Consider the following 22,253-nt stretch of genomic DNA (forward strand, 5'->3'; position numbering starts at 1 on the left):
CCTCCGGGGAATAAACAGTCATAATATCTGCATATTAATTCAGGAACCTGGCCAAAATCAATGTCAAAACTGCCTGACTGCTCAGTTTTTGGCAAATTGCGCGCATTCTAATGATCGCCCCTGATAATGTCTACCCTGCAAGGCCGTTTTTCACCTTTTTTTAGCTCATTGAAGTAAAAATCGGAAGATTAACTCTGAAAACATAACATATCCGGCTGATAAAATCGGTTGTCTGCAATCTTTTACGGAATGTCGGCGCGCGTGGGCCAGAAAGTGGACCAAATGGTCAGAAATAGCGTTTTTACAGGCTCAGTAACTGACTAAATTATCACTTATACAAGCCTTGTGTTGATAAAGGCAACAAAGCATTATTTTAACAAGATAAAAAAAGGGCAATATCTATATCACCCTTTAAATCATAAACCTAAACGGAAAGACAGCCTGTTAAAAACTGTGCCATGCAACTATAAGCCATGCAAATTTAGCACATCTCTCATACCATAAAGACCTGCTTTATTAGCACCAAGCCATTTTGCCGCACGAACAGCGCCTTTGGCAAAGGTCATACGATCTGATGCCTTGTGGGTGATTTCGACACGTTCGCCAATATCTGCAAACATCGCCGTGTGCTCGCCGACAATATCACCGGCACGAACGGTGGCGAAGCCAATGGTCTGCGCTTCGCGCTCTCCGGTGAAGCCTTCACGGGCGTACACCGCATGCTGGTTCAGGTCCCAGTTCATCGCGTCGGCAATGGCTTCCCCCATTGCCAGCGCGGTTCCGGATGGCGCATCCACTTTATGTCGATGATGCGCTTCGATGATTTCGATATCCGCATATTCGCCCATCACTTTGGCCGCTTTTTCCACCAGCTTGAGCACCAGGTTCACCCCAACGCTGAAGTTGGCGGCAAAGACGATAGCAATTTCTTGCGCTGCTGCCTCGATGGCGGCTTTGCCGGCGTCGTCAAAACCGGTGGTGCCGATCACCATCGTTTTTTGATGCTGGCGGCAAAACGCCAGATAGTGCAGCGTGGCTTGCGGACGCGTGAAATCGATAAGCACGTCGAAGTCATTGGCCACCGCTTCAAGGTTATCGGTGATGGTAATCCCCAATGCGCCACAGCCAGCCAGCTCTCCGGCATCGCTTCCAACCAGTGATGAACCGCTGCGTACCAGTGCAGCCCCCAAACGCGCCCCTTCAGCCTGCTCAGTTGCCTGTATCAGCTGACGTCCCATACGCCCTGCTGCTCCTACAATGGCGATACGGATTTCTGCATTACTCATAATTATTCATTCCTGACTGATATCTGTGCCTGTACAACGCTTACAGGTTAATCATGCGTTAACCCCTGCGCCACCATTAACCACCTGTTATTAGGATTTTACGCCAGAGCGCGATGATTATCAGTAAAACAGATTTTTCGAGATGAGGAAAAAGGGAAAGCCAGAGAGGGTAAACAGGCAGCAACGCAATCGGTATATGATGAAAGTCATTGCGCGATGCAGGCAAAAAAGCGGGGCGCTATTTTCGCGCCCCGGAGAAATTAGTCCAGCTGCCGAACCGCTACTCGCAGCTCTTTCGGCACTTCGAAAATAATGTTTTCTTCCCGCCCGACCAGCTCAACGGCATCCTCGCCACCCAGTTCATTCAGCCGCTGTATCACCTGCTGAACCAGAATATCCGGCGCGGACGCTCCGGCTGTGACGCCAACGCAGCTCACCCCTTCCACCCACGCTTCCTGAATATCCTCCGCGGAATCAATCAGCCGCGCCGGCTTGCCTGCTCGCTGAGCCAGCTCCGCCAGGCGGTTGGAGTTGGAGGAGTTTTTAGAACCGACGACCAATACCACATCGGCCTCACGCGCGAGGTTGCGTACCGCCTCCTGACGATTTGTGGTGGCATAGCAAATATCATCCTTGCGCGGCCCGACAATCTTAGGGAAACGAGCGCGCAAGGCGTCGATCACATCACTGGTATCATCAACCGACAGTGTGGTTTGCGTCATAAAGCACAGGTTATCTTCGCTCTTCACCTGAAGCTTTAACACATCTTCCGGCTTTTCAACCAGATACATGCCGCCAAGCGGGTTATTATATTGCCCCATGGTGCCTTCGACTTCCGGGTGACCGGCATGACCAATCAGCACTGCCTCGGTGCCCCTGCGGCTGGCACGCGCCACCTCCATATGCACCTTGGTGACCAGCGGACAGGTCGCGTCAAACAGCATCGTCAACTTACGCGCTTTGGCTTCAGCTCGCACCGCCTGTGAAACGCCGTGAGCGGAGAAAATCAGAATTGATTCATCCGGTACTTCTTCGATCTCTTCGATAAAGATTGCACCGCGTTCACGCAAGCTGTTGACCACGTAACGATTATGTACCACTTCATGACGCACGTAGATCGGGGCGCCATACATCTCCAGCGCACGCTCGACGATGCTGATAGCGCGATCAACGCCCGCACAGAAGCCACGCGGGTTAGCCAACAGGATCTGCATTGCTCTTCTCCAGTAACGGATCGATTTCCAGCACTTCGATGTCGAAGTGAATAGTTTGTCCGGCAAGCGGATGGTTGAAATCGACGGTGATGGAATCGCCGGAGATTTCACGGATCACCCCCGGCATTTCGTTGCCGTCCATGCCGCTGAACAGCATGATGGCACCAATTTCTGGCTCTCCGGCATCAACAAAGTCGCGACGCGAAAAATACTGGATCAGATCCGGGCTGATACTGCCAAACGCGTCTTGTGCATCCAGCGCGAACGCCGCCTTACCGCCAACGGCAAGCCCGACCAGATGGCTTTCAAGCCGGTGCGACAGGCTCCCGTCGCCCAGACGAAACAGGGCCGGCTTACCATTATTACGCGTGGATTCCGCCGTAGAACCGTCCGCCAGTTTTAGCGTGAAATGCACCAGCACCGCGCTGCTACTTTGTACTGAATCAGTCATGCACTACCCTTTATGCTCAGACTGCTTACTGGCCGGGCTGATAAACCCTTCCAGTACGATCAATGCAGCACCAATACAGATGCCGCAGTCGGCAATATTGAATGTCGCAAAGTGCCAGTCACCGACATAAAAGTCGATGAAGTCGACGACGAAGCCATGATATGCCCGATCGAACAGGTTACCCAGCGCGCCGCCAACAATCAGCGCATAGGCGATGTTGTTCAGCCTGTTGCTGGCTTTACTGCGATACATCATCACCAGCAGCACCACAACAATAGCGATGGCAATGCCGGCAAAGAACCAGCGCTGCCAGCCACCTTTATCGGCAAGGAAACTGAACGCCGCGCCGTAGTTGTGAGCGTAAAAGAAGTTGAAGAACGGCATTACCGACATCGATTCGTGCAGCATCAGATTATTCATAATCCACTGCTTGCTGGCAAAATCAATGCCAATCACCACCAGCACCAGCCACAGCCAGCGCAGTCCGGTTGAAAGAACGGATTTTTTCATCATGCAAACTTACGCTCTTCGCCGCTACCAGCGACGTTAGTGACACAGCGGCCGCACATTTCAGCCTGCCCGGCATTCTGGCCGATATCGCCAGTGTAGTGCCAGCAGCGTGGGCATTTCTCGCCTTCCGCTTTGCTCAAGGCAATTTTCAGACCTTTTACCGTTTCACTCTGCTGGGCATTGTCGGGAGCCTGCGCGTAATCTGCCACTTCGGCCCCCGATGTCAGCAGTACGAAGCGCAGTTCTTCACCCAGGCCGCTCAGTTTATCCGCCAGCCGGGCATCGGCATACAGCGTTACGCTGGCTTCCAGCGAACCGCCCACGTGCTTGTCAGCACGCGCCTGCTCAATCACCTTGTTCACTTCACCGCGCACTTTCAGCAGTTCAGCCCAGTAGGCATCGTTCATCGGCTGGTTATCCGCCAGGCTGAACAGGCCGTCAAACCACTCTTCGGTAAACACATACTGCGCGCGCTTGCCTGGCAGGTAGCCCCAGATTTCATCAGCGGTGAAGGACATGATCGGGGCCATCCAGCGCACCAGCGCTTCGGCGATGTACCACAGCGCAGTCTGACAGCTGCGGCGCGCCAGGCCATCGGCCTTAGCGGTGTACTGGCGGTCTTTGATGATATCCAGGTAGAAAGAACCCATTTCAACCGAGCAGAACTGCATCAGGCGCTGCACGACTTCATGGAAATCATAAGCTTCGTATGAGGCAATGATGTCATTCTGTGCCGCCAGCGCACGGCCGACCGCCCAGCGATCAACCACCACCATCTCTTCGGGCTTGACCTTATCGGTTTCAGGATTGAACCCGGCGAGGTTGGCCAGCAGGAAACGCGCGGTATTACGGATGCGGCGATAACTGTCGGCAGAGCGTTTCAGAATTTCGTCGGAAACGGCAATTTCACCCGAATAGTCGGTCGATGCCACCCACAGGCGCAGAATATCCGCGCCCAGCTTGTTCATCACGTCCTGCGGGCTGACGGTGTTGCCCAGCGATTTTGACATCTTGCGGCCCTGACCATCAACGGTGAAACCGTGCGTCAGTACCTGGCGATAGGGCGCTTTGCCTTTCATCGCGGTCGAAATCATCAAGGATGACATAAACCAGCCACGATGCTGATCGGAACCTTCCAGATACATATCCGGCGCATTGCCGCCAAATTCAGGGCGCGCCTCAACCACTGAATAGCTGGTGGAACCCGAGTCAAACCAGACGTCCAGCGTATCGGGCACTTTCACGTAGTTGTCCGCATCAGCGCCCATCAGCTCGCGGGCATCGAGATCCCACCACGCCTGAATACCGTCCTGCTCTACGCGCACGGCGACTTTTTCCATCAGCTCCAGCGAATCCGGGTGCAGCTGCTCGGTGTCTTTATGCACGAACAGCGCCATCGGCACGCCCCAGGTACGCTGGCGCGAGATGCACCAGTCGGGGCGGCTGGCGACCATCGATTCAATACGCGCCTGGCCCCAGTCCGGGATCCACTGCACGCCTTTAATCTCTTTCAGTGACTGTGCGCGCAACCCCTTCTGATCCATGCTGATAAACCACTGCGGCGTGGCGCGGAAGATAATCGGGGTTTTGTGACGCCAGCAGTGCGGGTAGCTGTGATGCAGTTTTTCAACATGCAGCAGTGCGCCTTTCTCACGCAGCAGCTCGACGATTATATCGTTGGCTTTAAATACGTTTACGCCGTCCAGCGTTGGATAAGTTCCCGGCAAGAAGCTGCCGTCCGGCCCGACGGGATTGGCGGTTTCAATCCCGTACTTCTGACCGATAACATAGTCGTCCGGCCCGTGGCCTGGAGCGGTGTGAACCGCACCGGTACCGGCTTCCAGCGTCACATGCTCTCCAGGAACCACCGGAGAAACCTGGGCAAGAAACGGATGCCGGAAGCCCATCAGCTCCAGCGCCGCACCCTGCACGTTGCCCAACACGGTCCATTGCGGCACGCCAACACGCTTCATCACGCTGTCGACCATATCTTTAGCGAGGATCAGCGCACGCCCCTCAATCTGCACCAGCTGATACTCAAATTCAGGATGCAGGGCGATGGCACGGTTGGCCGGCATGGTCCACGGCGTGGTAGTCCAGATAACCAGTGAAATCGGACCGTCAACGCTGGCAGCGCCAAATTTGGCCTGCACCGCGTCTTTGTCCACGGCATTGAACATCACATCAATGGAAGGGGAGGTTTTATCGTAATACTCCACTTCCGCTTCGGCCAGCGCAGAGCGGCAGTCCATGCACCAGTGTACCGGCTTGGCCCCCTTGTGCAGATGGCCGTTACCGATGATTTTGCCCAGCGCACGAATGATGTTGGCTTCGGTTTTGAAGTCCATCGTCAGGTAAGGACGATCCCAGTCACCCAGCACGCCCAAACGAATAAAGTCCGCTTTCTGGCCTTCTACCTGCCGGGCGGCGTATTCACGGCAGGCGGCACGGAATTCCGCCGCGCTGACCTTCTCACCCGGCTTACCAATGGTTTGCTCGACTTTATGCTCAATCGGCAAACCGTGGCAGTCCCAGCCCGGGACATAAGGCGAGTCATAGCCCGCCAGGCCTTTCGACTTAACGATAATGTCCTTAAGAATCTTGTTAACCGAGTGACCAATATGAATGCTGCCGTTAGCGTAAGGGGGGCCATCGTGCAGAATAAAGGTCTTTTTCCCTTTCTTAGCTTCGCGGATGACGCTGTAGAGCTTGTCATCATACCAGCGTTGCAGCATGCCAGGTTCGCGTTTGGCTAAGTCGCCACGCATTGGGAACCCCGTTTCCGGCAAATTCAGGGTAGATTTATAGTCACTCATCAGATTCTCGGTTCCGTATGTCGGTTCTGTTTAAACTTAGACCGATGTTTGCTGCCCAAAAAAACGTCGGGCTGTCACCACATCGTTAGCAATTTGTTCTTTCAGTGCGTCGAGCGATGTGAAGCGCTGCTCATCGCGTATTTTATCCAGCAATACCACCTCAATATGTCGCCCGTACAGGTCAATGGCGACGTCCAGCAGATGCACTTCCAGCTGCTGACGTAGCCCGGCAACGGTGGGCCTTGTACCAATATTTGCCACGCCGGGCAGCGCGCGCTCGCCCAGCCCCAGCACTTCAACGGCATATACCCCTTTTACCGGAGAAACGGTACGCCTGAGTGGCAGGTTGGCAGTAGGGAAACCCAGAGTACGGCCAAGCGCATCGCCATGCACCACCCGACCGGATATGCTGAACGGACGCCCCAGCAGGGATTGCGCCAGCGGTAAATCATCTTCAGCCAGCGCCTGGCGCACCGCCGTACTGCTGATGCGTTTTCCGCCATCGCAAAAAGTCTGGGTACTGATGACATTAAAGCCATATTCAACGCCAGCTTTCTGTAATAACAGGAAATCGCCCTGGCGACCAGCGCCAAAGCGAAAATCATCGCCCACCGCCAGCAGCTGCACGCGGAGTTTTTTCACCAGCAGGTCAGTTATAAATCGTTGCGCACTGTGCGCGGCAAAATGGCGGTCGAAGCCTATACACAGCACCGCATCAACGCCAGCCTGTTCCAGGTAACGCAGTTTTTCGCGCAGCCTTGTTAGCCGGGCGGGCGCTTTTTCTGCCGCGAACATTTCCAGCGGCTGAGGTTCAAACAGCATGACCACCACCGGCAAATGACGTTGACGCCCTTCTGCGCACAGCTGCGCCAGCAGCGCCTGGTGCCCGCGATGTACACCATCGAAGTTGCCGATAGTCAGTACGCAGCCGCGATGCTGCTCTCTAAGGTTATGTATGCCGCGTATCAACTTCATGGCTGGCTCAAATTTGTGGAAATCGGCGGATTATACCTTGTACAGCCCTGAAGGTTAACCCACGAATAACGGCTTTGATGCTTTCTTCCTGGCATTTGGTTGTGTATGGTGCTGTTCCAGCGCGGGATGATATTTTTCTTGTGATTAAGCTGTATTAGCCGGGCCGAAGCTGATAGAATCTTGCGCCATCGAAACGTAACCAAGTGCCTTAGCTTCACCGGCGCTTATTTGCACAAATCCATTGACAACCGAAGGCGAAAAGGGCATATTCCTCGGCCTTTGAATGTCCTCATAGAACTATTTGGGAGTTGGACCTTGGCTAATATCAAATCAGCTAAGAAACGCGCCGTAACGTCTGAGAAGCGTCGTAAGCATAACGCTAGCCGTCGTTCAATGATGCGTACTTTTATTAAGAAAGTTTACGCGGCTATCGCTACCGGCGATAAAGCGGCTGCGCAGAATGCATTTAACGAAATGCAACCACTTGTGGATCGCCAGGCTGCTAAAGGCCTGATCCACAAAAACAAAGCTGCACGCCATAAAGCAAACCTGGCTGCACAGATCGGCAAAATGGCTTAATGCCTGCTTGTTAGTCGAGCTTTGATAAAGAAACCGCCTTCCCGGCGGTTTTTTTATTTGAGTGGAATATGGCCGTTTGCCGCGCGGCGCTGATGCTGCATTAAAAAGCGCCTCAACATGCTCACTTACTGCAGTAAGCTGCGCTTTATTGTTACTTTTTGCCTTGCCTCACCGCACTCTGTACGGTATCAAAAAGCCTGTTACGCCAGCCAGAAGTTGCAAAGCGGGCAACCGTTCAGCTGCGCCTTGCCCTGCCTCCGTCAGCGACTATCTTAGTTTCATCCGCAGCAGCGTATAGCCGACCAGCGCAGAGATAACCGAACCGCTCAGAATGCCGAGTTTAGCCAGCGTCACCAGCGCTTCGTGTGCGCCGTCAAAGGCCAGCGAGGCGATAAATATCGACATGGTAAATCCAATACCGCAGAGCACGCCGACCGCAGCAATATCCAGCAGTCGGGTATTTTCCGGCAGCGCGGCCACTTTTAGCTTTATCGCCAGCCAGCAGCTCAGGGTGACCCCCAGCGGTTTGCCGATGAATAATCCAAGCATAATTCCGATCGGCACCGCCGAAAACAGGCCATCAAAAGAAACGCCGCTCAAAGAAACACCGGCATTAGCGAAAGCAAACAGCGGCAGGATCAGCCAGCTAACCCAGGGGTGAAGACCGTGCGCCAGCTCAACCGCCGGGGAATGCCCTTCCTGCTTCTTAAGGGGAATAAACAGGCCAACAATCACCCCTGCAAGCGTGGCATGTACGCCGGATTTCAGTACCGCCACCCACAGCACCATACCGGCCGCCAGGTAAACCGATGTTTTACGCACGCCGCAGAGATTGAGTACGGCCAGAACCGCAATGGAGGCAGCCGCCACGGCCAGTGAAAGCAGTGACAGATCGCTGGTATAGAAAAAAGCGATAATGACGATGGCACCAAGGTCATCAATCACCGCCAGCGCCATCAGGAACATTTTCAGTGCCGCCGGCACGCGACTGCCGAGCAGGGCCAGGATCCCCAGCGCGAACGCAATATCGGTGGCGGTAGGAATAGCCCAGCCGTTTAGCGCCTGTGCATCATGGTGATTAAATGTGGCATAGATCAGGCCCGGTGCCAGCATACCGCCCAGCGCGGCGATCAGCGGGAACATGGCGCGTTCCCTTCCCTTCAGCGAACCCATTATTAGCTCACGCTTTACTTCCAGCCCGATCAACAGGAAGAACAGCGCCATCAGCGCATCATTAATCCACAAAAGCAGATCTTTATTGATATCCAGCGCGCCAACACGAAACTGGACCGGCAGTGCCAGCAGCGCCTGATAGAGTTGCCGGGTATTGTCGTTATTGGCAAGAAACATGGCGATCGCTGCAGCGATAATCAGTATAACGCCACCGGTGGCGTCATTTTTTACTAGTTTTTTTAGAAACAGGTTCATTACAGGCTCCGCTGAATACCCGGATGATGTTGTCCGGATTACGGATAGAATACGTGTTAAGGCCGTTCAAAAAAAACAGTTTATTTCTTACAAAAATATCGATATTGACGATTTGTTTATATCAGGCAAGGAGAGGCTGAAACAGAATAATGAACCAGCACGCAAGTTAATGCCGCCCGGGGCGCCGTGGAGTATCGCCAGTTTACCCTGTACAAGATCCATGCGCTTCACGCGGGAAACAGATACCTGAAGCGACTTAATGAACCTGAGTCCATCAGGCAAATTGAAGTGAATCATCTTAATAAAATAATTCCAGACGCCATTAGCAACAGATTCATTAATCTTTGATATCAGGAAGAGTATTTTCGTCAACAGAACGTGAAACTGAGCAACAGAGGCGTATATCAGAGGGAAGAACTGGACGTGGCTTCCTGCGCCTGAGCAGGAAGCCACGTCCAGTTTCATTAGCGGGTCAAATCGTCGAAAAACTTCTTCACGCCATCGAAAAACGTTTTGGAACGCGGGCTGTTTTTCTCGCCGGACGGGCCACCGAAGCTCTCGTCCAGTTCACGCAGCAGCGCTTTCTGTTTTTCATTCAGGCTGACCGGTGTTTCTACCACCACGCGGCACAGCAGATCGCCCTGCGCGCCACCGCGCACTGATTTAACGCCTTTACCGCGCATGCGGAACAGCTTGCCGGTCTGCGTTTCTGCTGGCACCTTCAGATTGACGCGGCCATCCAGCGTCGGGACTTCAATTTCCCCACCCAGCGCAGCCATGACAAAGTTGATTGGCACCTCACAGTACAGATTATTCTCTTCACGTTCGAAGATGTGGTGCTTACGCACCTGAACCTGCACATACAGATCGCCGGCCGGTGCGCCCTGCTCACCGGCTTCACCTTCACCACTGAGACGAATGCGATCGCCGGTATCGACGCCCGCCGGGATTTTTACCGACAGGGTTTTCGATTTCTCAACCCGGCCATGGCCGTGACAGGCATTACACGGATCTTTTATCACCGAGCCACGGCCGTGACAGGCAGGACATGCCTGCTGCACGGTAAAGAAGCCCTGGCGCATCTGCACCTGGCCTGCACCATGACAGGTTGAACAGGTTTGCGGTTTAGTCCCCGCTTTCGCTCCGCTGCCGTGGCAAACGCCACACTCTTCCAGCGTAGGGATACGGATCTCTTTGGACACGCCGCGTACCGCTTCTTCCAGCGACAGCTCCATGTTGTAGCGCAAATCGGCACCGCGAGCGGCGCGCTGCTGACGGCGGCCTCCGCCAAAAATATCGCCGAATACGTCGCCAAAGATATCGCTGAAATCAGCGCCGCCGCCGCCGCCAAATCCGCCGTGGCCACCGCCGCCCATTCCGCCCTGTTCGAACGCAGCATGGCCATATTGGTCGTAGGCCGCTCTTTTCTGAGCATCGGTCAGGATCTCATAGGCTTCTTTAATCTCTTTAAATTTGCCTTCAGATTCTTTATCGCCCTGGTTGCGATCGGGATGAAACTTCATTGCCAGACGTTTATAGGCTTTTTTGATTTCACGCTCATCCGCCGATTTGGCAACGCCTAAAATCTCGTAATAGTCTCTTTTCGCCATTGTTATTGATCCTGCCCTTAACATGCGTGCACGGGCGTGGATAATATCCTACGCCCGTGCTGGTTTATCCCGGTAGCCCTCGGGCCACCGTGCCCGCTCAAGGGCGATTATTTTTTGCTGTCTTTCACTTCTTCAAATTCAGCGTCGACAACGTCTTCATCTTTTTTCGCACCTTCGGTGGCATCCGCTGCGCCGCCAGCGGCCTGCTGCTGCTGTGCAAACTCCATCAGCTTAGCGGACACTTCCATCAGAGCCTGGATCCTGGCTTCAATTTCCGCTTTGTCTTCACCTTTCAGCGCGGTGTTCAGCTCGGTCAAGGCTGCTTCAATAGGCGCCTTGTCGTCTGCTGGCAGTTTATCGCCCGCTTCGTCCAGCTGCTTACGCGTGCTGTGAGCAACCTGGTCACCCTGGTTACGCGTCTGTACCAGCTCTTCAAACTTGCGGTCAGACTCGGCGTTAGCTTCCGCATCGCGCACCATTTTTTCGATCTCTTCGTCATTAAGACCGGAAGAAGCCTTGATGGTGATCTTCTGCTCTTTACCGCTGTTTTTATCTTTGGCGGAAACGTGCAGGATGCCATCAGCATCGATGTCAAAGGTCACTTCGATCTGCGGCATACCGCGTGGCGCGTTCTGGATACCGTCAAGGTTAAACTGACCCAGAGATTTGTTATCCGCAGCACGTTTACGCTCACCCTGTACCACATGGATGGTCACAGCAGACTGGTTATCTTCCGCAGTAGAGAACACCTGACTGTGCTTGGTAGGGATCGTGGTGTTTTTGGCAATCAGTGAGGTCATCACGCCGCCCATGGTTTCGATACCCAGCGACAGCGGGGTGACGTCCAGCAGCAGAACGTCTTTCACTTCACCGGCCAGCACGCCACCCTGAACCGCTGCACCTACGGCAACCGCTTCATCCGGGTTAACGTCTTTACGTGGTTCTTTACCGAAGAACTCTGCCACTTTCGCCTGCACCATTGGCATACGCGTCTGACCACCGACAAGGATAACGTCGTTGATATCAGATACGGACAGGCCAGCATCCTGCAGTGCTACTTTCAGCGGCTCGATAGAACGGGCTACCAGGTCCTCAACCAGTGATTCCAGTTTTGCGCGGGTCACTTTGATGTTCAGGTGCTTAGGACCGGTGGCGTCCGCCGTGATGTAAGGCAGGTTAACATCAGTCTGCTGTGCTGAAGAAAGCTCGATTTTGGCTTTCTCTGCGGCTTCTTTCAGACGCTGCATTGCCAGCGGATCGTTGTGCAGATCGATGCCCTGGTCTTTCTTAAATTCAGCCACGAGGTAGTTGATCATACGGCTGTCGAAGTCTTCACCGCCCAGATGGGTATCACCATTGGTTGCCAGTACTTCGAAGGTTTTCTCGCCGTCAACTTCGTCGATTTCGATGATAGAGATATCGAAAGTACCGCCGCCGAGGTCATATACCGCGATGGTGCGGTTGCCCTGGCCTTTGTCCAAACCATAAGCCAGAGCGGCTGCGGTAGGTTCGTTAATGATACGTTTAACGTCCAGACCGGCAATACGGCCGGCGTCTTTGGTCGCCTGACGCTGTGCATCGTTGAAGTAGGCTGGTACGGTGATAACCGCTTCGGTCACCGCTTCACCCAGATAATCTTCAGCGGTTTTCTTCATTTTTTCAGCACTTCAGCTGAAATCTGTGGCGGAGCCACACGCTGGCCTTTCACGTCCAGCCAGGCATCGCCATTGTCAGCGCCAACGATTTTGAATGGCATGATTTTAATATCACGCTGCACTTCTTCGTCCTGGAAACGACGGCCAATCAGGCGCTTGATCGCAAACAGGGTATTCTGCGGGTTAGTAACGGCCTGACGTTTAGCAGGCTGACCGACCAGCGTTTCACCATCCTGGGTATAAGCAATAATCGAAGGCGTGGTACGATCGCCCTCTGCATTTTCCAGTACGCGCGCTTTGCCGCCATCCATAATGGCAACACAAGAGTTGGTTGTACCCAGGTCAATACCAATAATCTTACCCATCTAAACATCTCCCACTTAAATTTTGTATCAATCAGGTTATGAACCATGAGATGTGGGCATCTTTTACAGTTTCAACTGCTCGCCCTACGTTTTTTTCCAGGTCCGTAGCCTCGGATGCCAACTAAGATGGGGCCTGGCAACGCGGCATCAAGGGGGCAGGTAAAAAATTTTTCACTTTGCGGCAAAAAAATTAGCAACCGGGATGAACGCCTCCCCGTGCCGCCCCGGCCCGGGCACTTTGTTGGCCTGCGCGGCCGGCGTCAATTTAGCCGTCGGCTTGCCAGCGGTCGGAGTCCCCCCGTGTGGCTCAGTCGATAACCTGTGGCAAGTGCACGTTAGCTAAGTTGCTTTATCTGTCATTGATATTCCAGCTTGACCGGGGATCTGTTTCTCATTCCCTTTTATCAAATCACTGTTTTAAGGATTGTCCTATAAACAACCCTTAAGAAGCATAAATGATGTAAAGCCAATATCACTTCCTTTATTGTGTGCATATTATGAAATGTTAGCAGGTACATGTGAGGTACAAAATGACGGCATCGCAAGGATGGTCAAAAGAGCTGGAAGGGCTGAGAGGGATAGCTTCTCTGTGGGTTCTGCTGGGGCATATTAGTTTGCTGGTCAATTTCCATATAAAACTTATCTCTTCGCCTGGGATCGGTGTCGATCTGTTCATTCTTCTTTCTGGCTATTTGATGGCTAAGAATTATATCGAACGCAAGGATAGAGAACCGTGGAATAAAGCAGAAACAATAAGAAAATTCTGGATTCGCCGATTTTTTCGCATCGCACCGCTTTATTATACATTATTAGTATTCGCTATCTGCTTTGGCCCATGGCTGGGTGAAATGCGGGACATTATCTCACAGTATTCCCCCGGTTCTGCTACTGAAGCGTCGCGATATTCAGATCAGTCCTTGTCTAATATTCTTACTCACGTCACCTTCATATTCGGCGTCTTACCTGAATACGGGTTTAACACCGCCCTTCCCGACTGGAGCATTGGCCTGGAGATGCAGTTCTATCTGCTGTTCCCCTTCATTATGCTGATAGCGGGGCGTTTCGGCTATGCCCGTAGCCTGCTGGCTATTATGTTGCTGTGCATCATAGGGAAATTTATATTCCGCGATTACTATGAAGCTTTTCCGATGCCTTCGTTTATCTTCATCAAGCTGAATATCTTCCTCTCCGGCATGCTGCTGGCTGAAGCCGTTCGTAGTAAATCACTCCTGCACCTTTTATTTGCTCTGGCAGGTCCGGCTGCCAGCGTATTTATTGCAGCGGAGGTGATGAAGCTTCAAATAGTGATGGAAGTGCTGATGATATTATTTATGGCGCTCATCCTCTGGAAACATCCTGAAGGAAGCAAACTGACGTCATTCATTTGGTGGCCCAGAAAAATCCTTAATAATCGTTTTAGTGCCTGGCTGGGAGATGTCTCATACTCGGTGTATTTGCTCCACCTGCTAATTGTTATTCCGACTATCGCCCTGCTGCTTACACACTGGAACTTAAATGGATATAGCCCCTTGTTACGCTTTTCCATCGTTTGCGCCGTCGTTATTCCGCCTGTTTACCTGCTATCCACCGTGCTTTACCATTTGATTGAAAAAAATGGGATCCGGCTTGGGAAATATCTCCTTTCTCCTCGCAGTCGCCGGCTTGAAGCTTCTGAAAACTGAGAATAAATCTCTTTCAGCGAACGCTGAATAAAAATACGGCTCTGCTGAACAGCCCCGACAAATGGCAGGGCTGTTCAGGGCTGGATGGATTTTTTTACAGAACGTGAATGCTGTTCAAACTGTATCTTCAGCTTTTTGTCTCGCGGCGGGCGCTTTTAGGGCGAAATGCGACTACTGCTTGCGGGTCGGTCTCAATGTACGGCCCTTCCAGCAGCTGGATGCAGTAAGGCACGCTGGCAAATATTCCCGCTACCAGACTGTGGCCCTGCTCGTCTTTCAGACCTTCCAGCGTTTCTTTGATCGACTTTGGCTGCCCGGGCAGATTAATCACCAGCGACTGTTTACGTATCACCGCCACCTGGCGTGACAGGATCGCGGTGGGGACGAAGTTCAGGCTAATTTGCCGCATCTGCTCACCGAAGCCGGGCATTTCACGGTCGGCAATGGCCAGCGTGGCATCCGGGGTCACATCGCGCCGCGCCGGGCCGGTTCCGCCGGTGGTCAACACCAAATGACAGAACCGCTCATCGACCAGTTCGCAGATCGCCTGCTCAATCATCGGCTGCTCGTCAGGCACCAGACGTTTTTCGATTTCAAATGGCGATATCAGCGCCTGCTCCAGCCACTCTTCCAGCAGCGGTAAGCCCCGATCCTGGTAAATGCCGTTGGCGGCTCGATCGGACACGGAAATCAGTCCTATGCGTAATTTGTTCATATGCGCTTCGCTGTGTACAAGGGGAATGAGGGGAAGAATAAACCATAGTTAAGCAGGAAGTATAGCGCACGGCAGTCCGGCAGATACCGGCATCAGTTCGTATCAGGGGCCAGTCCCCGGTCACTGACAGGCGTCAGTGACCGGAGTATGCACAGGCGGCGTACTAGCCGCCTGTGCTTCATAAGTGCCGGTTATCAGAGTAAATCAGCAATCATCTTATCCAGTTTGCTCTGGTCGACGGCAAAGTTACGGATGCCTTCAGCCAGTTTCTGTACCGCCATTGGGTCCTGATTATGCTGCCACAAGAATTCGGACTCGGTCATTTTCGCCGGACGCGCCTTTACTTCACCGCTGTAAGAGAGCTTACGCTCAATGCTGCCTTCGGTTTCCGCCAACTCTTTCAGCAGAGCCGGGGAGATAGTCAGACGGTCACAGCCAGCCAGTTCGACGATCTCTCCCACATTACGGAAGCTGGCGCCCATCACCACGGTCTCATAGCCGTGCTGCTTGTAGTACTGGTAGATTTCGCTGACAGAAATCACGCCGGGATCTTCATTGCCCGCGTACTCTTTCTTATCGGTATTGGCTTTATACCAGTCAAGGATGCGGCCAACAAACGGGGAGATCAGAAAAGCGCCCGCTTCAGCACAGGCGCGCGCCTGGGCGAAGGAGAACAGCAGCGTCAGGTTACAGTTGATGCCTTCTTTTTCCAGCTGTTCAGCGGCACGGATCCCCTGCCAGGTGGACGCCAGCTTGATCAGGATGCGATCATTGCTGATGCCGGCATCGTTATACAGTTTGATCAGGCTACGCGCTTTGGCGATGCTGCCTTCGGTATCGTAGGACAAGCGCGCATCCACCTCCGTGGAAATACGGCCAGGCACCAGCTTCAGGATCTCAAGACCGATGTTAACGGCCAGACGGTCAGCGGCGTAAGACACCTGCTCATCTTTATTACTGCTCTGGTCGCGCGCCCATGCCACGGAGGCGTCGATCAGCTTACGGTATTCAGGGATCTGTGCCGCGCTCAGGATCAGAGAAGGATTTGTGGTGGCATCCTGAGGCTTATAGAGTTTCATCGCCGCAATGTCGCCGGTATCAGCAACAACGGTAGTGACTTGACGCAAGGAGGATAATTTGTCCGTCATGAATGTCATTCTCATCAAGGTTGATATGTCGGGGTGCTAAAAATCTCTGCCCCGGATGATAGCACGCGCGCCCGGCCATGCAAGCAGCGCCGTTCCCGCGAACACGGCAGGCCAGATTTGCTGCATAAATGTCGCCTTTCGCCGGTTATGCTCGCCTTTTTCGGCCGCCGATAGCAGTGATTAGTCACTGTCTGGCGCTTTTTTGCTACAGTAGCCGCTGGCGGATTCTCTGAATGATAAGCGGTTAAAAGACAAAAGGACGCGAGCATGTTGATGGTGATTTCCCCGGCCAAAACGCTGGATTTTACAAGCCCTCTGGCGACCAAACGCTTCACGCAGCCTGAGCTACTGGCAGAGTCACAAAAACTGATTAACGTGGCACGTCAACTCTCTCCGGCGGACATCGCTTCCCTGATGCATATCAGCGATAAGCTGGCGCTGCTCAATGCCGAACGGTTTAACGACTGGCAGCCGGACTTCACGCCGGACAATGCGCGTCAGGCGATCCTCGCTTTTAAAGGCGATGTGTATACCGGCCTGCAGGCTGAAACCTTCAGTGAGGATGATTTCACATTTGCCCAGCAGCATTTGCGTATGCTGTCCGGCCTGTACGGGCTGCTGCGCCCGCTTGATTTAATGCAGGCTTATCGCCTGGAAATGGGAATTAAGCTGGCGAACCCGGCGGGCAAAGATCTCTACAGTTTCTGGGGCGACAAACTGACCGGCGCACTGAATGAGGCGCTGGCGCAACAGGGTGATAACCTGCTGATCAACCTCGCTTCTGATGAATATTTCAAGTCGGTAAAACCGAAGCAGCTCGGCGGCGATGTGATTAAGCCGGTATTTCTTGATGAAAAAAACGGCAAATTTAAGGTTATCAGCTTTTACGCTAAAAAAGCGCGCGGCCTGATGTGCCGCTATATCATTCAGCACCGGCTGACGAAAGTGGAACAGCTTAAGCAGTTTGACGTTGACGGCTATGCCTTTGCTGCTGATGCCAGCGCGGGTAATGAGCTGGTGTTTAAACGGCGGGAAATGGCGTAACACAGGGGATTTGCATTAAAACAGCAGGGCTGGCCTTTAGCCGCGGCCAGCCCTGACGGCAGATTAGGTGTTCAGCAGGAACGCACGCAGTTCGGTAAATTGCGCTTTCATGCTGTGAGACAGCAGCGGCAGATCGGCGCGCTCGGCCAGCGCATCCGGCAGCGGCAAAGTGCGTTGCAGGATCTCTTCCACGCTCTCTTTAAACTTAGCCGGGTGTGCAGTACCAAGGAACAGGCCAAACTCCCCTTCCTGTAATCCATCTCGCAGCAGCCGCCAGGCGATAGCCGCATGTGGCTCAGAAAGGTAACCGAGGTCGGCCAGCTCACGCATCGCCGCTTGGGTGGTCTCATCGTCGACGGCACCGTAGCCAAGATCCGTTAAGCGCCAGGTTTTGCGGCGGAAAATCTCTTCAACGCGCGGCCAGTTATTTGGCTGGCTGACGTCCATCGCGTTCGACAACGTTGCCACGGTGGGATTTGGCGTCCACTGGCCGTTGGCCAGAAAGCGCGGCACGGTATCATTGGCGTTGGTGGCGGCAATAAAACGCTTCACCGGCAAGCCAAGAGATTTCGCCAGCAGGCCAGCCGTCAGGTCACCAAAGTTGCCGCTCGGCACCGATATCACCAGCTGATTGCGCTTCTCCTGCGGCAGCTGCGCAACGGCTTCAAAGTAGTAGCAGATCTGCGCCAGCAGGCGGCTGATATTAATCGAGTTCGCCGAATTAAGGCCAATGGCCTTTTTCAGTTCTTCATCGTCAAATGCCTGTTTAACCAGTGACTGGCAAACATCGAAATCGCCGTCGATGGCGATAGTTTCGATATTACCGCCGAGGGTACAGAACAGTTTTTCCTGTAGCGGACTGATTTTGCCCTGTGGATAAAGGATCACCACGCGCACGTTTTCCATGCCGTAGAAAGCATGAGCAACGGCGGCTCCGGTATCGCCGGAAGTGGCGGTGAGGATAGTGATCTGCTCATCTGCGCCGCTGACATAAGCCAGCATCTGTGCCATAAAGCGGCCGCCAAAGTCTTTAAACGCCAGCGTCGGACCGTGGAACAGCTCCAACGCGGCGATATCGTCAGTGACTTCCACCACCGGTGCCGGGAAGGTGAACGCCGTTTTCAAACGCTCATTCAGCTGGTGCGGAGCAATTTCATCCCCGATAAACGCCGAGAGGATTTTACTGCTACGAGTCACAAAATCCATGTTCAGCATGTTATCAATATCGGTCAGTTCGAACTCAGGTAGCTCGAGGGGAAAGAACAGGCCCTGCTGTTTGCCCAGCCCCTGCTTCACCGCCTGGGCGAAGCTTACCTGCTCGTTGTGATCCTTAAGATTATACAGTTTCATACGTTATCCCAGTTTACGTGCGCCTGCCGTGTCTAAACGGCAGATATGAACGAAGCCTTCCTCATTTTGCAGATAGTGCTGACCCAGCCAGTCTGCCATACGTTTTGCGGTATCCGGCTGATTACAAACGGCAAACAGCGTTGGCCCGGAGCCGGAAATACCGCATGCCAGCGCGCCAATATCAGTAGCTGCCTGGCGAGCCTGGGCAAAGCCCGGTAACAGTTTGGTGCGATAAGGTTCAGCAACTACATCCTGCATCAGCTTCGCGGCCAGCAGCGGCTGCTGTGTATGGCAGGCGTGAATAAAGCCGCCCAGATAGCGACCGTGGCGAATAATATCTTCTTTGCGGTACTGCGCGGGCAAGATGGCACGCGCTTGCGCCGTCGACACCTTGATGCCCGGATAGGCCATCACCCACAGCCAGTCATCAAAGCCTGGCACCGGCTGGCTGATAATGCCGTTTTCCTCCAGCATGAGCTGCATACCGCCAAGAAAACAGGGTGCCACGTTGTCAAAGTGAACGCTGCCGGAGACGCGCCCTTCCAGCTCGCCCATTAATACCAGCAGCTCGTTATCATTTAATGGCTTGTTGCAGTATTCGTTCATCGCCATTAGCCCGGCAACCACCGAGCAGGCGCTGGAGCCAAGGCCGGAGCCAATCGGCATGTTTTTTTCCAGCGTGATGGCAACCGGGACGTGCTGGCCAATGGCGGTGCAGAAACGCTGCCAACACTGGTAAACAATATTTTCTTTTGGGTCAGCGGGCAGCTTGCTGACAAAACGACCTTCATTATGCAGGCTGAACTCAGTGGCGGCTTCCACGCTGACGCAGTCGCCCAGCAGGGTGCCATCAACCGGCGATACCGCCGCCCCCAGCACGTCGAAACCGACGCTGACATTGCCAATTGAGGCAGGGGCATAAATTTTAACCATGATTAAACTCCCAACTTCCACGACAGTGTACGTAACAGATCGGCAAATACGCCCGCTGCGGTCACATCATTACCGGCGCCGTAACCGCGCAGCACCAGTGGGATCGGCTGGTAATAACGGCTATAGAACGCCAGCGCATTTTCACCATTTTTCACTTTATACAGTGGATCGTTACCGTCAACAGCAGCGATTTTAACCCTGCACGCCCCGCTTTCCTCAATGGCACCAACAAAACGTAACACTTTTCCGGCATCACGGGCGCTGGACACCCGCGCGGCAAAGCCTTCGTTCAGCTCCGGCAAACGCGCCATAAACTCGTCAACATCGGCAATGGCGGTAAGCTCTGGCGGCAGCACCGCTTCAATTTCTATATCGCTTAGCTCCAGCTGATAACCTGCTTCGCGCGCGAGGATCAGCAGCTTACGCGCCACGTCCATACCGGACAAATCGTCACGCGGATCCGGCTCGGTAAAGCCCATTTCACGCGCCATTTGGGTGGCATCAGACAGCGAAACGCCTTCATCCAGCTTGCCGAAAATAAACGACAGGGAACCGGAAAGGATGCCGGAGAAGCTGATCAATTCATCCCCCGCATTCAGCAGATTTTGCAGGTTCTCGATAACCGGCAGACCGGCACCCACATTGGTATCGTAGAGGAATTTGCGGCGCGCTTTTGCCGCTGCCGTTCGCATTTGCTGATAGTAATTGTACGATGACGTATTGGCCTTTTTGTTCGGCGTCACCACATGGAAGCCGTCAGCGAGGAAATCAGCGTACCGATCCGCCACCTGCTGGCTGGAAGTACAGTCGACAATCACCGGGTTGAGCAGGTGGTACTCTTTCACCAGGCGATTAAGCCGCCCAAGATCAAACGGTTGTTGCGCCGCTTTTAGCCGATCCTGCCAGCTATCCAGCGGGATGCCGTGCACGTTAGTCAGCAACGCCCGCGAGTTGGCTATGCCACAGACACGCAGATCGATGTGTTTATTTTTCAACCAGATTTGTTGGCGATGCAGCTGTTCGATCAGCGCAGCACCCACGCCGCCAACGCCGATCACAAAGACTTCGATCACCTGGTCGGTGGCAAACAGCATCTGATGAACCACGCGCACGCCGGTGATCGCCTGATCATTGTTGACCACCACCGAGATGGAACGCTCGGACGATCCCTGGGCGATAGCGACGATATTAATGTTGGCCCGCGCCAGCGCTGAAAAGAACTTGGCGGAGATGCCGCGCAGAGTGCGCATACCATCGCCCACTACCGAAATCACCGCCAGCTGCTCCATAACATCCAAAGGTTCCAGCAGGCCGTTTTTTAACTCCAGATAGAACTCCTCTTCCAGCACCCGACGCGCACGCGGCAGATCGCTCTGCGATACGCAGAAGCTAATGCTGTATTCCGAGGAGGATTGGGTGATCAGCACTACCGAAATTCCGCTGCGTGACATGGCGGCAAACACGCGTGCCGCCATGCCGACCATGCCCTTCATCCCCGGGCCGGAGACGTTGAACATCGCCATATTGTTGAGGTTAGTGATGCCCTTTACCGGGTTGTCATCATTGCTGCCGTTACCGCCTATCAGGGTTCCGGGGGCCTGCGGATTGCCGGTATTTTTGATCAGACAGGGGATCTGGAACTGGGCGATAGGAGCGATAGTGCGCGGGTGAAGAACTTTAGCGCCGAAATAGGAAAGCTCCATCGCTTCCTGATAGGACATCGACTTCAGCAGCCGCGCATCCGGTACCTGACGCGGGTCACAGGTGTACACGCCGTCAACATCGGTCCAGATTTCGCAACAGTCAGCGCGCAGACAGGCTGCCAGCACCGCCGCAGAGTAATCTGAGCCATTACGCCCCAGCACCACCAGTTCTCCATGTTCATTACCGGCGGTAAAGCCGGCCATCAGCACCATATCACTGGCCGGGATCTGGCGGGCGGCGATACGGCGGGTGGATTCGGCAATATCAACGGTGGATTCCAGATAATGGCCGATGGCCAACAGCTGCTCGACCGGATTAATCACGCTAACCCCGTGGCCGCGCGCCTGCAACACACCTTCCATTATGGCGATTGAGAGCTTTTCACCCCGGCAGATAATGGCCGCATTGACGCTGTCCGGGCACTGCCCCAGCAGCGCAATACCATGCAGCACCTGTTTGAGCTGGAGGAATTCCTGGTCCACCACCGCTTTCAGACGGTCATAAGCAAACCCCGGCTGGGCGTCGGTCAGCCCCTGCAACAGCGCGGCGAAAATACGCTCTGCATCGCTGATATTCGCTGAAGCATCCTGGCCGCTAATGGTTTTCTCAATCATTGCCACCAGATGGTTGGTAATTTTTGCCGGCGCGGACAACACGGTAGCAACCTGTCCCTGTTGTGCATTGCTTTCCAAAATGTCAGCCACACGCAGAAAACGTTCCGCATTGGCTACCGAGGTTCCACCGAATTTCAGCACTCGCATGTTCAAACTCTCCTGAATTTTGCCGAA

General features: G+C 53.8%; 16 protein-coding genes, 1 pseudogene and 1 other annotated feature (1 of these 18 cut by a window edge). Of the genes and pseudogenes, 3 read left to right on the plus strand and 14 right to left on the minus strand.

Annotated elements, in window-relative coordinates:
* Positions 1-464 precede the first annotated feature (464 nt).
* The 6 genes from dapB to ribF form a co-directional block, all read right to left on the minus strand.
* The gene (dapB, locus tag JGC47_RS13880) at positions 465-1,286 is read right to left on the minus strand and encodes a 4-hydroxy-tetrahydrodipicolinate reductase (RefSeq protein WP_004159760.1); all 822 of its coding nucleotides are present in this window, start codon (positions 1,284-1,286) and stop codon (positions 465-467) included.
* A 260-nt stretch (positions 1,287-1,546) separates the two neighbouring features.
* Positions 1,547-2,500, minus strand: coding sequence for a 4-hydroxy-3-methylbut-2-enyl diphosphate reductase (gene ispH / locus JGC47_RS13885; protein WP_004159761.1), 954 nt, complete (start codon positions 2,498-2,500; stop codon positions 1,547-1,549).
* On the minus strand, positions 2,481-2,951 hold the full coding sequence (fkpB, locus tag JGC47_RS13890; RefSeq protein ID WP_004159763.1) for an FKBP-type peptidyl-prolyl cis-trans isomerase: 471 nt from the start codon (positions 2,949-2,951) through the stop codon (positions 2,481-2,483). The genes ispH and fkpB overlap by 20 nt, the downstream gene beginning before the upstream one ends.
* 3 nt (positions 2,952-2,954) lie before the next feature.
* Positions 2,955-3,464, minus strand: coding sequence for a signal peptidase II (gene lspA, locus JGC47_RS13895; protein WP_004159765.1), 510 nt, complete (start codon positions 3,462-3,464; stop codon positions 2,955-2,957).
* Positions 3,461-6,277, minus strand: coding sequence for an isoleucine--tRNA ligase (gene ileS, locus JGC47_RS13900; RefSeq protein ID WP_004159766.1), 2,817 nt, complete (start codon positions 6,275-6,277; stop codon positions 3,461-3,463). Before ileS ends, lspA begins: the two co-directional genes overlap by 4 nt.
* Before the next feature lie 36 nt (positions 6,278-6,313).
* Complete coding sequence (gene ribF / locus JGC47_RS13905) at positions 6,314-7,252, minus strand: bifunctional riboflavin kinase/FAD synthetase (RefSeq protein ID WP_004159767.1); 939 nt, start codon at positions 7,250-7,252, stop codon at positions 6,314-6,316.
* Between the two features lie 315 nt (positions 7,253-7,567).
* Between ribF and rpsT the strand changes: the two genes are divergently transcribed.
* Positions 7,568-7,831, plus strand: a complete 264-nt coding sequence (gene rpsT / locus JGC47_RS13910) for a 30S ribosomal protein S20 (protein WP_004159769.1) — start codon at positions 7,568-7,570, stop codon at positions 7,829-7,831.
* Positions 7,832-8,098: 267 nt separating this feature from the next.
* Here the strand turns inward: rpsT and nhaA are convergent, their stop codons facing one another.
* The 3 genes and pseudogenes from nhaA to dnaK all read right to left on the minus strand — a co-directional run bounded on the left by nhaA (position 8,099) and on the right by dnaK (position 12,889).
* On the minus strand, positions 8,099-9,259 hold the full coding sequence (gene nhaA / locus JGC47_RS13915) for a Na+/H+ antiporter NhaA (protein ID WP_004159770.1): 1,161 nt from the start codon (positions 9,257-9,259) through the stop codon (positions 8,099-8,101).
* 464 nt (positions 9,260-9,723) lie between these two features.
* Entirely contained in the window at positions 9,724-10,869 is a 1,146-nt protein-coding gene (gene dnaJ, locus JGC47_RS13920) for a molecular chaperone DnaJ (RefSeq protein ID WP_004159772.1), read from the minus strand.
* A gap of 107 nt (positions 10,870-10,976) precedes the next feature.
* Positions 10,977-12,889: pseudogene (gene dnaK, locus JGC47_RS13925) on the minus strand (molecular chaperone DnaK).
* A gap of 530 nt (positions 12,890-13,419) precedes the next feature.
* Here dnaK and JGC47_RS13930 point away from each other — a divergent pair.
* Positions 13,420-14,571 (plus strand): acyltransferase family protein, encoded by a 1,152-nt coding sequence (locus JGC47_RS13930; protein WP_004159777.1) that lies wholly within the window; start codon positions 13,420-13,422, stop codon positions 14,569-14,571.
* 127 nt (positions 14,572-14,698) lie between these two features.
* Here the strand turns inward: JGC47_RS13930 and mog are convergent, their stop codons facing one another.
* Positions 14,699-15,286, minus strand: coding sequence for a molybdopterin adenylyltransferase (gene mog / locus JGC47_RS13935; protein ID WP_004159779.1), 588 nt, complete (start codon positions 15,284-15,286; stop codon positions 14,699-14,701).
* A gap of 194 nt (positions 15,287-15,480) precedes the next feature.
* Positions 15,481-16,434: a transaldolase gene (gene tal, locus JGC47_RS13940; protein WP_013035857.1), complete on the minus strand. Its 954-nt coding sequence runs from the start codon at positions 16,432-16,434 to the stop codon at positions 15,481-15,483.
* Between the two features lie 267 nt (positions 16,435-16,701).
* Here tal and yaaA point away from each other — a divergent pair, with 267 nt between their 5' ends.
* Complete coding sequence (gene yaaA / locus JGC47_RS13945; protein ID WP_004159782.1) at positions 16,702-17,478, plus strand: peroxide stress protein YaaA; 777 nt, start codon at positions 16,702-16,704, stop codon at positions 17,476-17,478.
* A gap of 63 nt (positions 17,479-17,541) precedes the next feature.
* On the opposite strand, the gene thrC is transcribed toward yaaA, so the two are convergent.
* From thrC to thrA, 3 genes are read right to left on the minus strand one after another with little or no spacing between them, the layout of a single operon-like run.
* Complete coding sequence (gene thrC / locus JGC47_RS13950) at positions 17,542-18,828, minus strand: threonine synthase (protein ID WP_004159784.1); 1,287 nt, start codon at positions 18,826-18,828, stop codon at positions 17,542-17,544.
* A gap of 3 nt (positions 18,829-18,831) precedes the next feature.
* Positions 18,832-19,761, minus strand: coding sequence for a homoserine kinase (gene thrB, locus JGC47_RS13955; RefSeq protein ID WP_004159786.1), 930 nt, complete (start codon positions 19,759-19,761; stop codon positions 18,832-18,834).
* Between the two features lie 2 nt (positions 19,762-19,763).
* Positions 19,764-22,226: a bifunctional aspartate kinase/homoserine dehydrogenase I gene (gene thrA, locus JGC47_RS13960; protein ID WP_013035856.1), complete on the minus strand. Its 2,463-nt coding sequence runs from the start codon at positions 22,224-22,226 to the stop codon at positions 19,764-19,766.
* Between the two features lie 24 nt (positions 22,227-22,250).
* Positions 22,251-22,253: a sequence feature (Thr leader region), on the minus strand; it runs 119 nt beyond the window's last position.

The sequence above is a fragment of the Erwinia amylovora genome (assembly GCF_017161565.1).
GTDB classification, from domain to species: Bacteria; Pseudomonadota; Gammaproteobacteria; order Enterobacterales; family Enterobacteriaceae; genus Erwinia; species Erwinia amylovora.

Excerpts from the sequence above, each read along its gene's own strand:
- dapB (WP_004159760.1), bottom strand. The coding sequence starts at position 1,286 with ATGAGTAATGCAGAAATCCGTATCGCCATTGTAGGAGCAGCAGGGCGT.
- ispH (WP_004159761.1), bottom strand. The coding sequence starts at position 2,500 with ATGCAGATCCTGTTGGCTAACCCGCGTGGCTTCTGTGCGGGCGTTGAT.
- fkpB (WP_004159763.1), bottom strand. The coding sequence starts at position 2,951 with ATGACTGATTCAGTACAAAGTAGCAGCGCGGTGCTGGTGCATTTCACG.
- lspA (WP_004159765.1), bottom strand. The coding sequence starts at position 3,464 with ATGATGAAAAAATCCGTTCTTTCAACCGGACTGCGCTGGCTGTGGCTG.
- ileS (WP_004159766.1), bottom strand. The coding sequence starts at position 6,277 with ATGAGTGACTATAAATCTACCCTGAATTTGCCGGAAACGGGGTTCCCA.
- ribF (WP_004159767.1), bottom strand. The coding sequence starts at position 7,252 with ATGAAGTTGATACGCGGCATACATAACCTTAGAGAGCAGCATCGCGGC.
- nhaA (WP_004159770.1), bottom strand. The coding sequence starts at position 9,259 with ATGAACCTGTTTCTAAAAAAACTAGTAAAAAATGACGCCACCGGTGGC.
- dnaJ (WP_004159772.1), bottom strand. The coding sequence starts at position 10,869 with ATGGCGAAAAGAGACTATTACGAGATTTTAGGCGTTGCCAAATCGGCG.
- JGC47_RS13930 (WP_004159777.1), top strand. The coding sequence starts at position 13,420 with ATGACGGCATCGCAAGGATGGTCAAAAGAGCTGGAAGGGCTGAGAGGG.
- mog (WP_004159779.1), bottom strand. The coding sequence starts at position 15,286 with ATGAACAAATTACGCATAGGACTGATTTCCGTGTCCGATCGAGCCGCC.
- tal (WP_013035857.1), bottom strand. The coding sequence starts at position 16,434 with ATGACGGACAAATTATCCTCCTTGCGTCAAGTCACTACCGTTGTTGCT.
- yaaA (WP_004159782.1), top strand. The coding sequence starts at position 16,702 with ATGTTGATGGTGATTTCCCCGGCCAAAACGCTGGATTTTACAAGCCCT.
- thrC (WP_004159784.1), bottom strand. The coding sequence starts at position 18,828 with ATGAAACTGTATAATCTTAAGGATCACAACGAGCAGGTAAGCTTCGCC.
- thrB (WP_004159786.1), bottom strand. The coding sequence starts at position 19,761 with ATGGTTAAAATTTATGCCCCTGCCTCAATTGGCAATGTCAGCGTCGGT.
- thrA (WP_013035856.1), bottom strand. The coding sequence starts at position 22,226 with ATGCGAGTGCTGAAATTCGGTGGAACCTCGGTAGCCAATGCGGAACGT.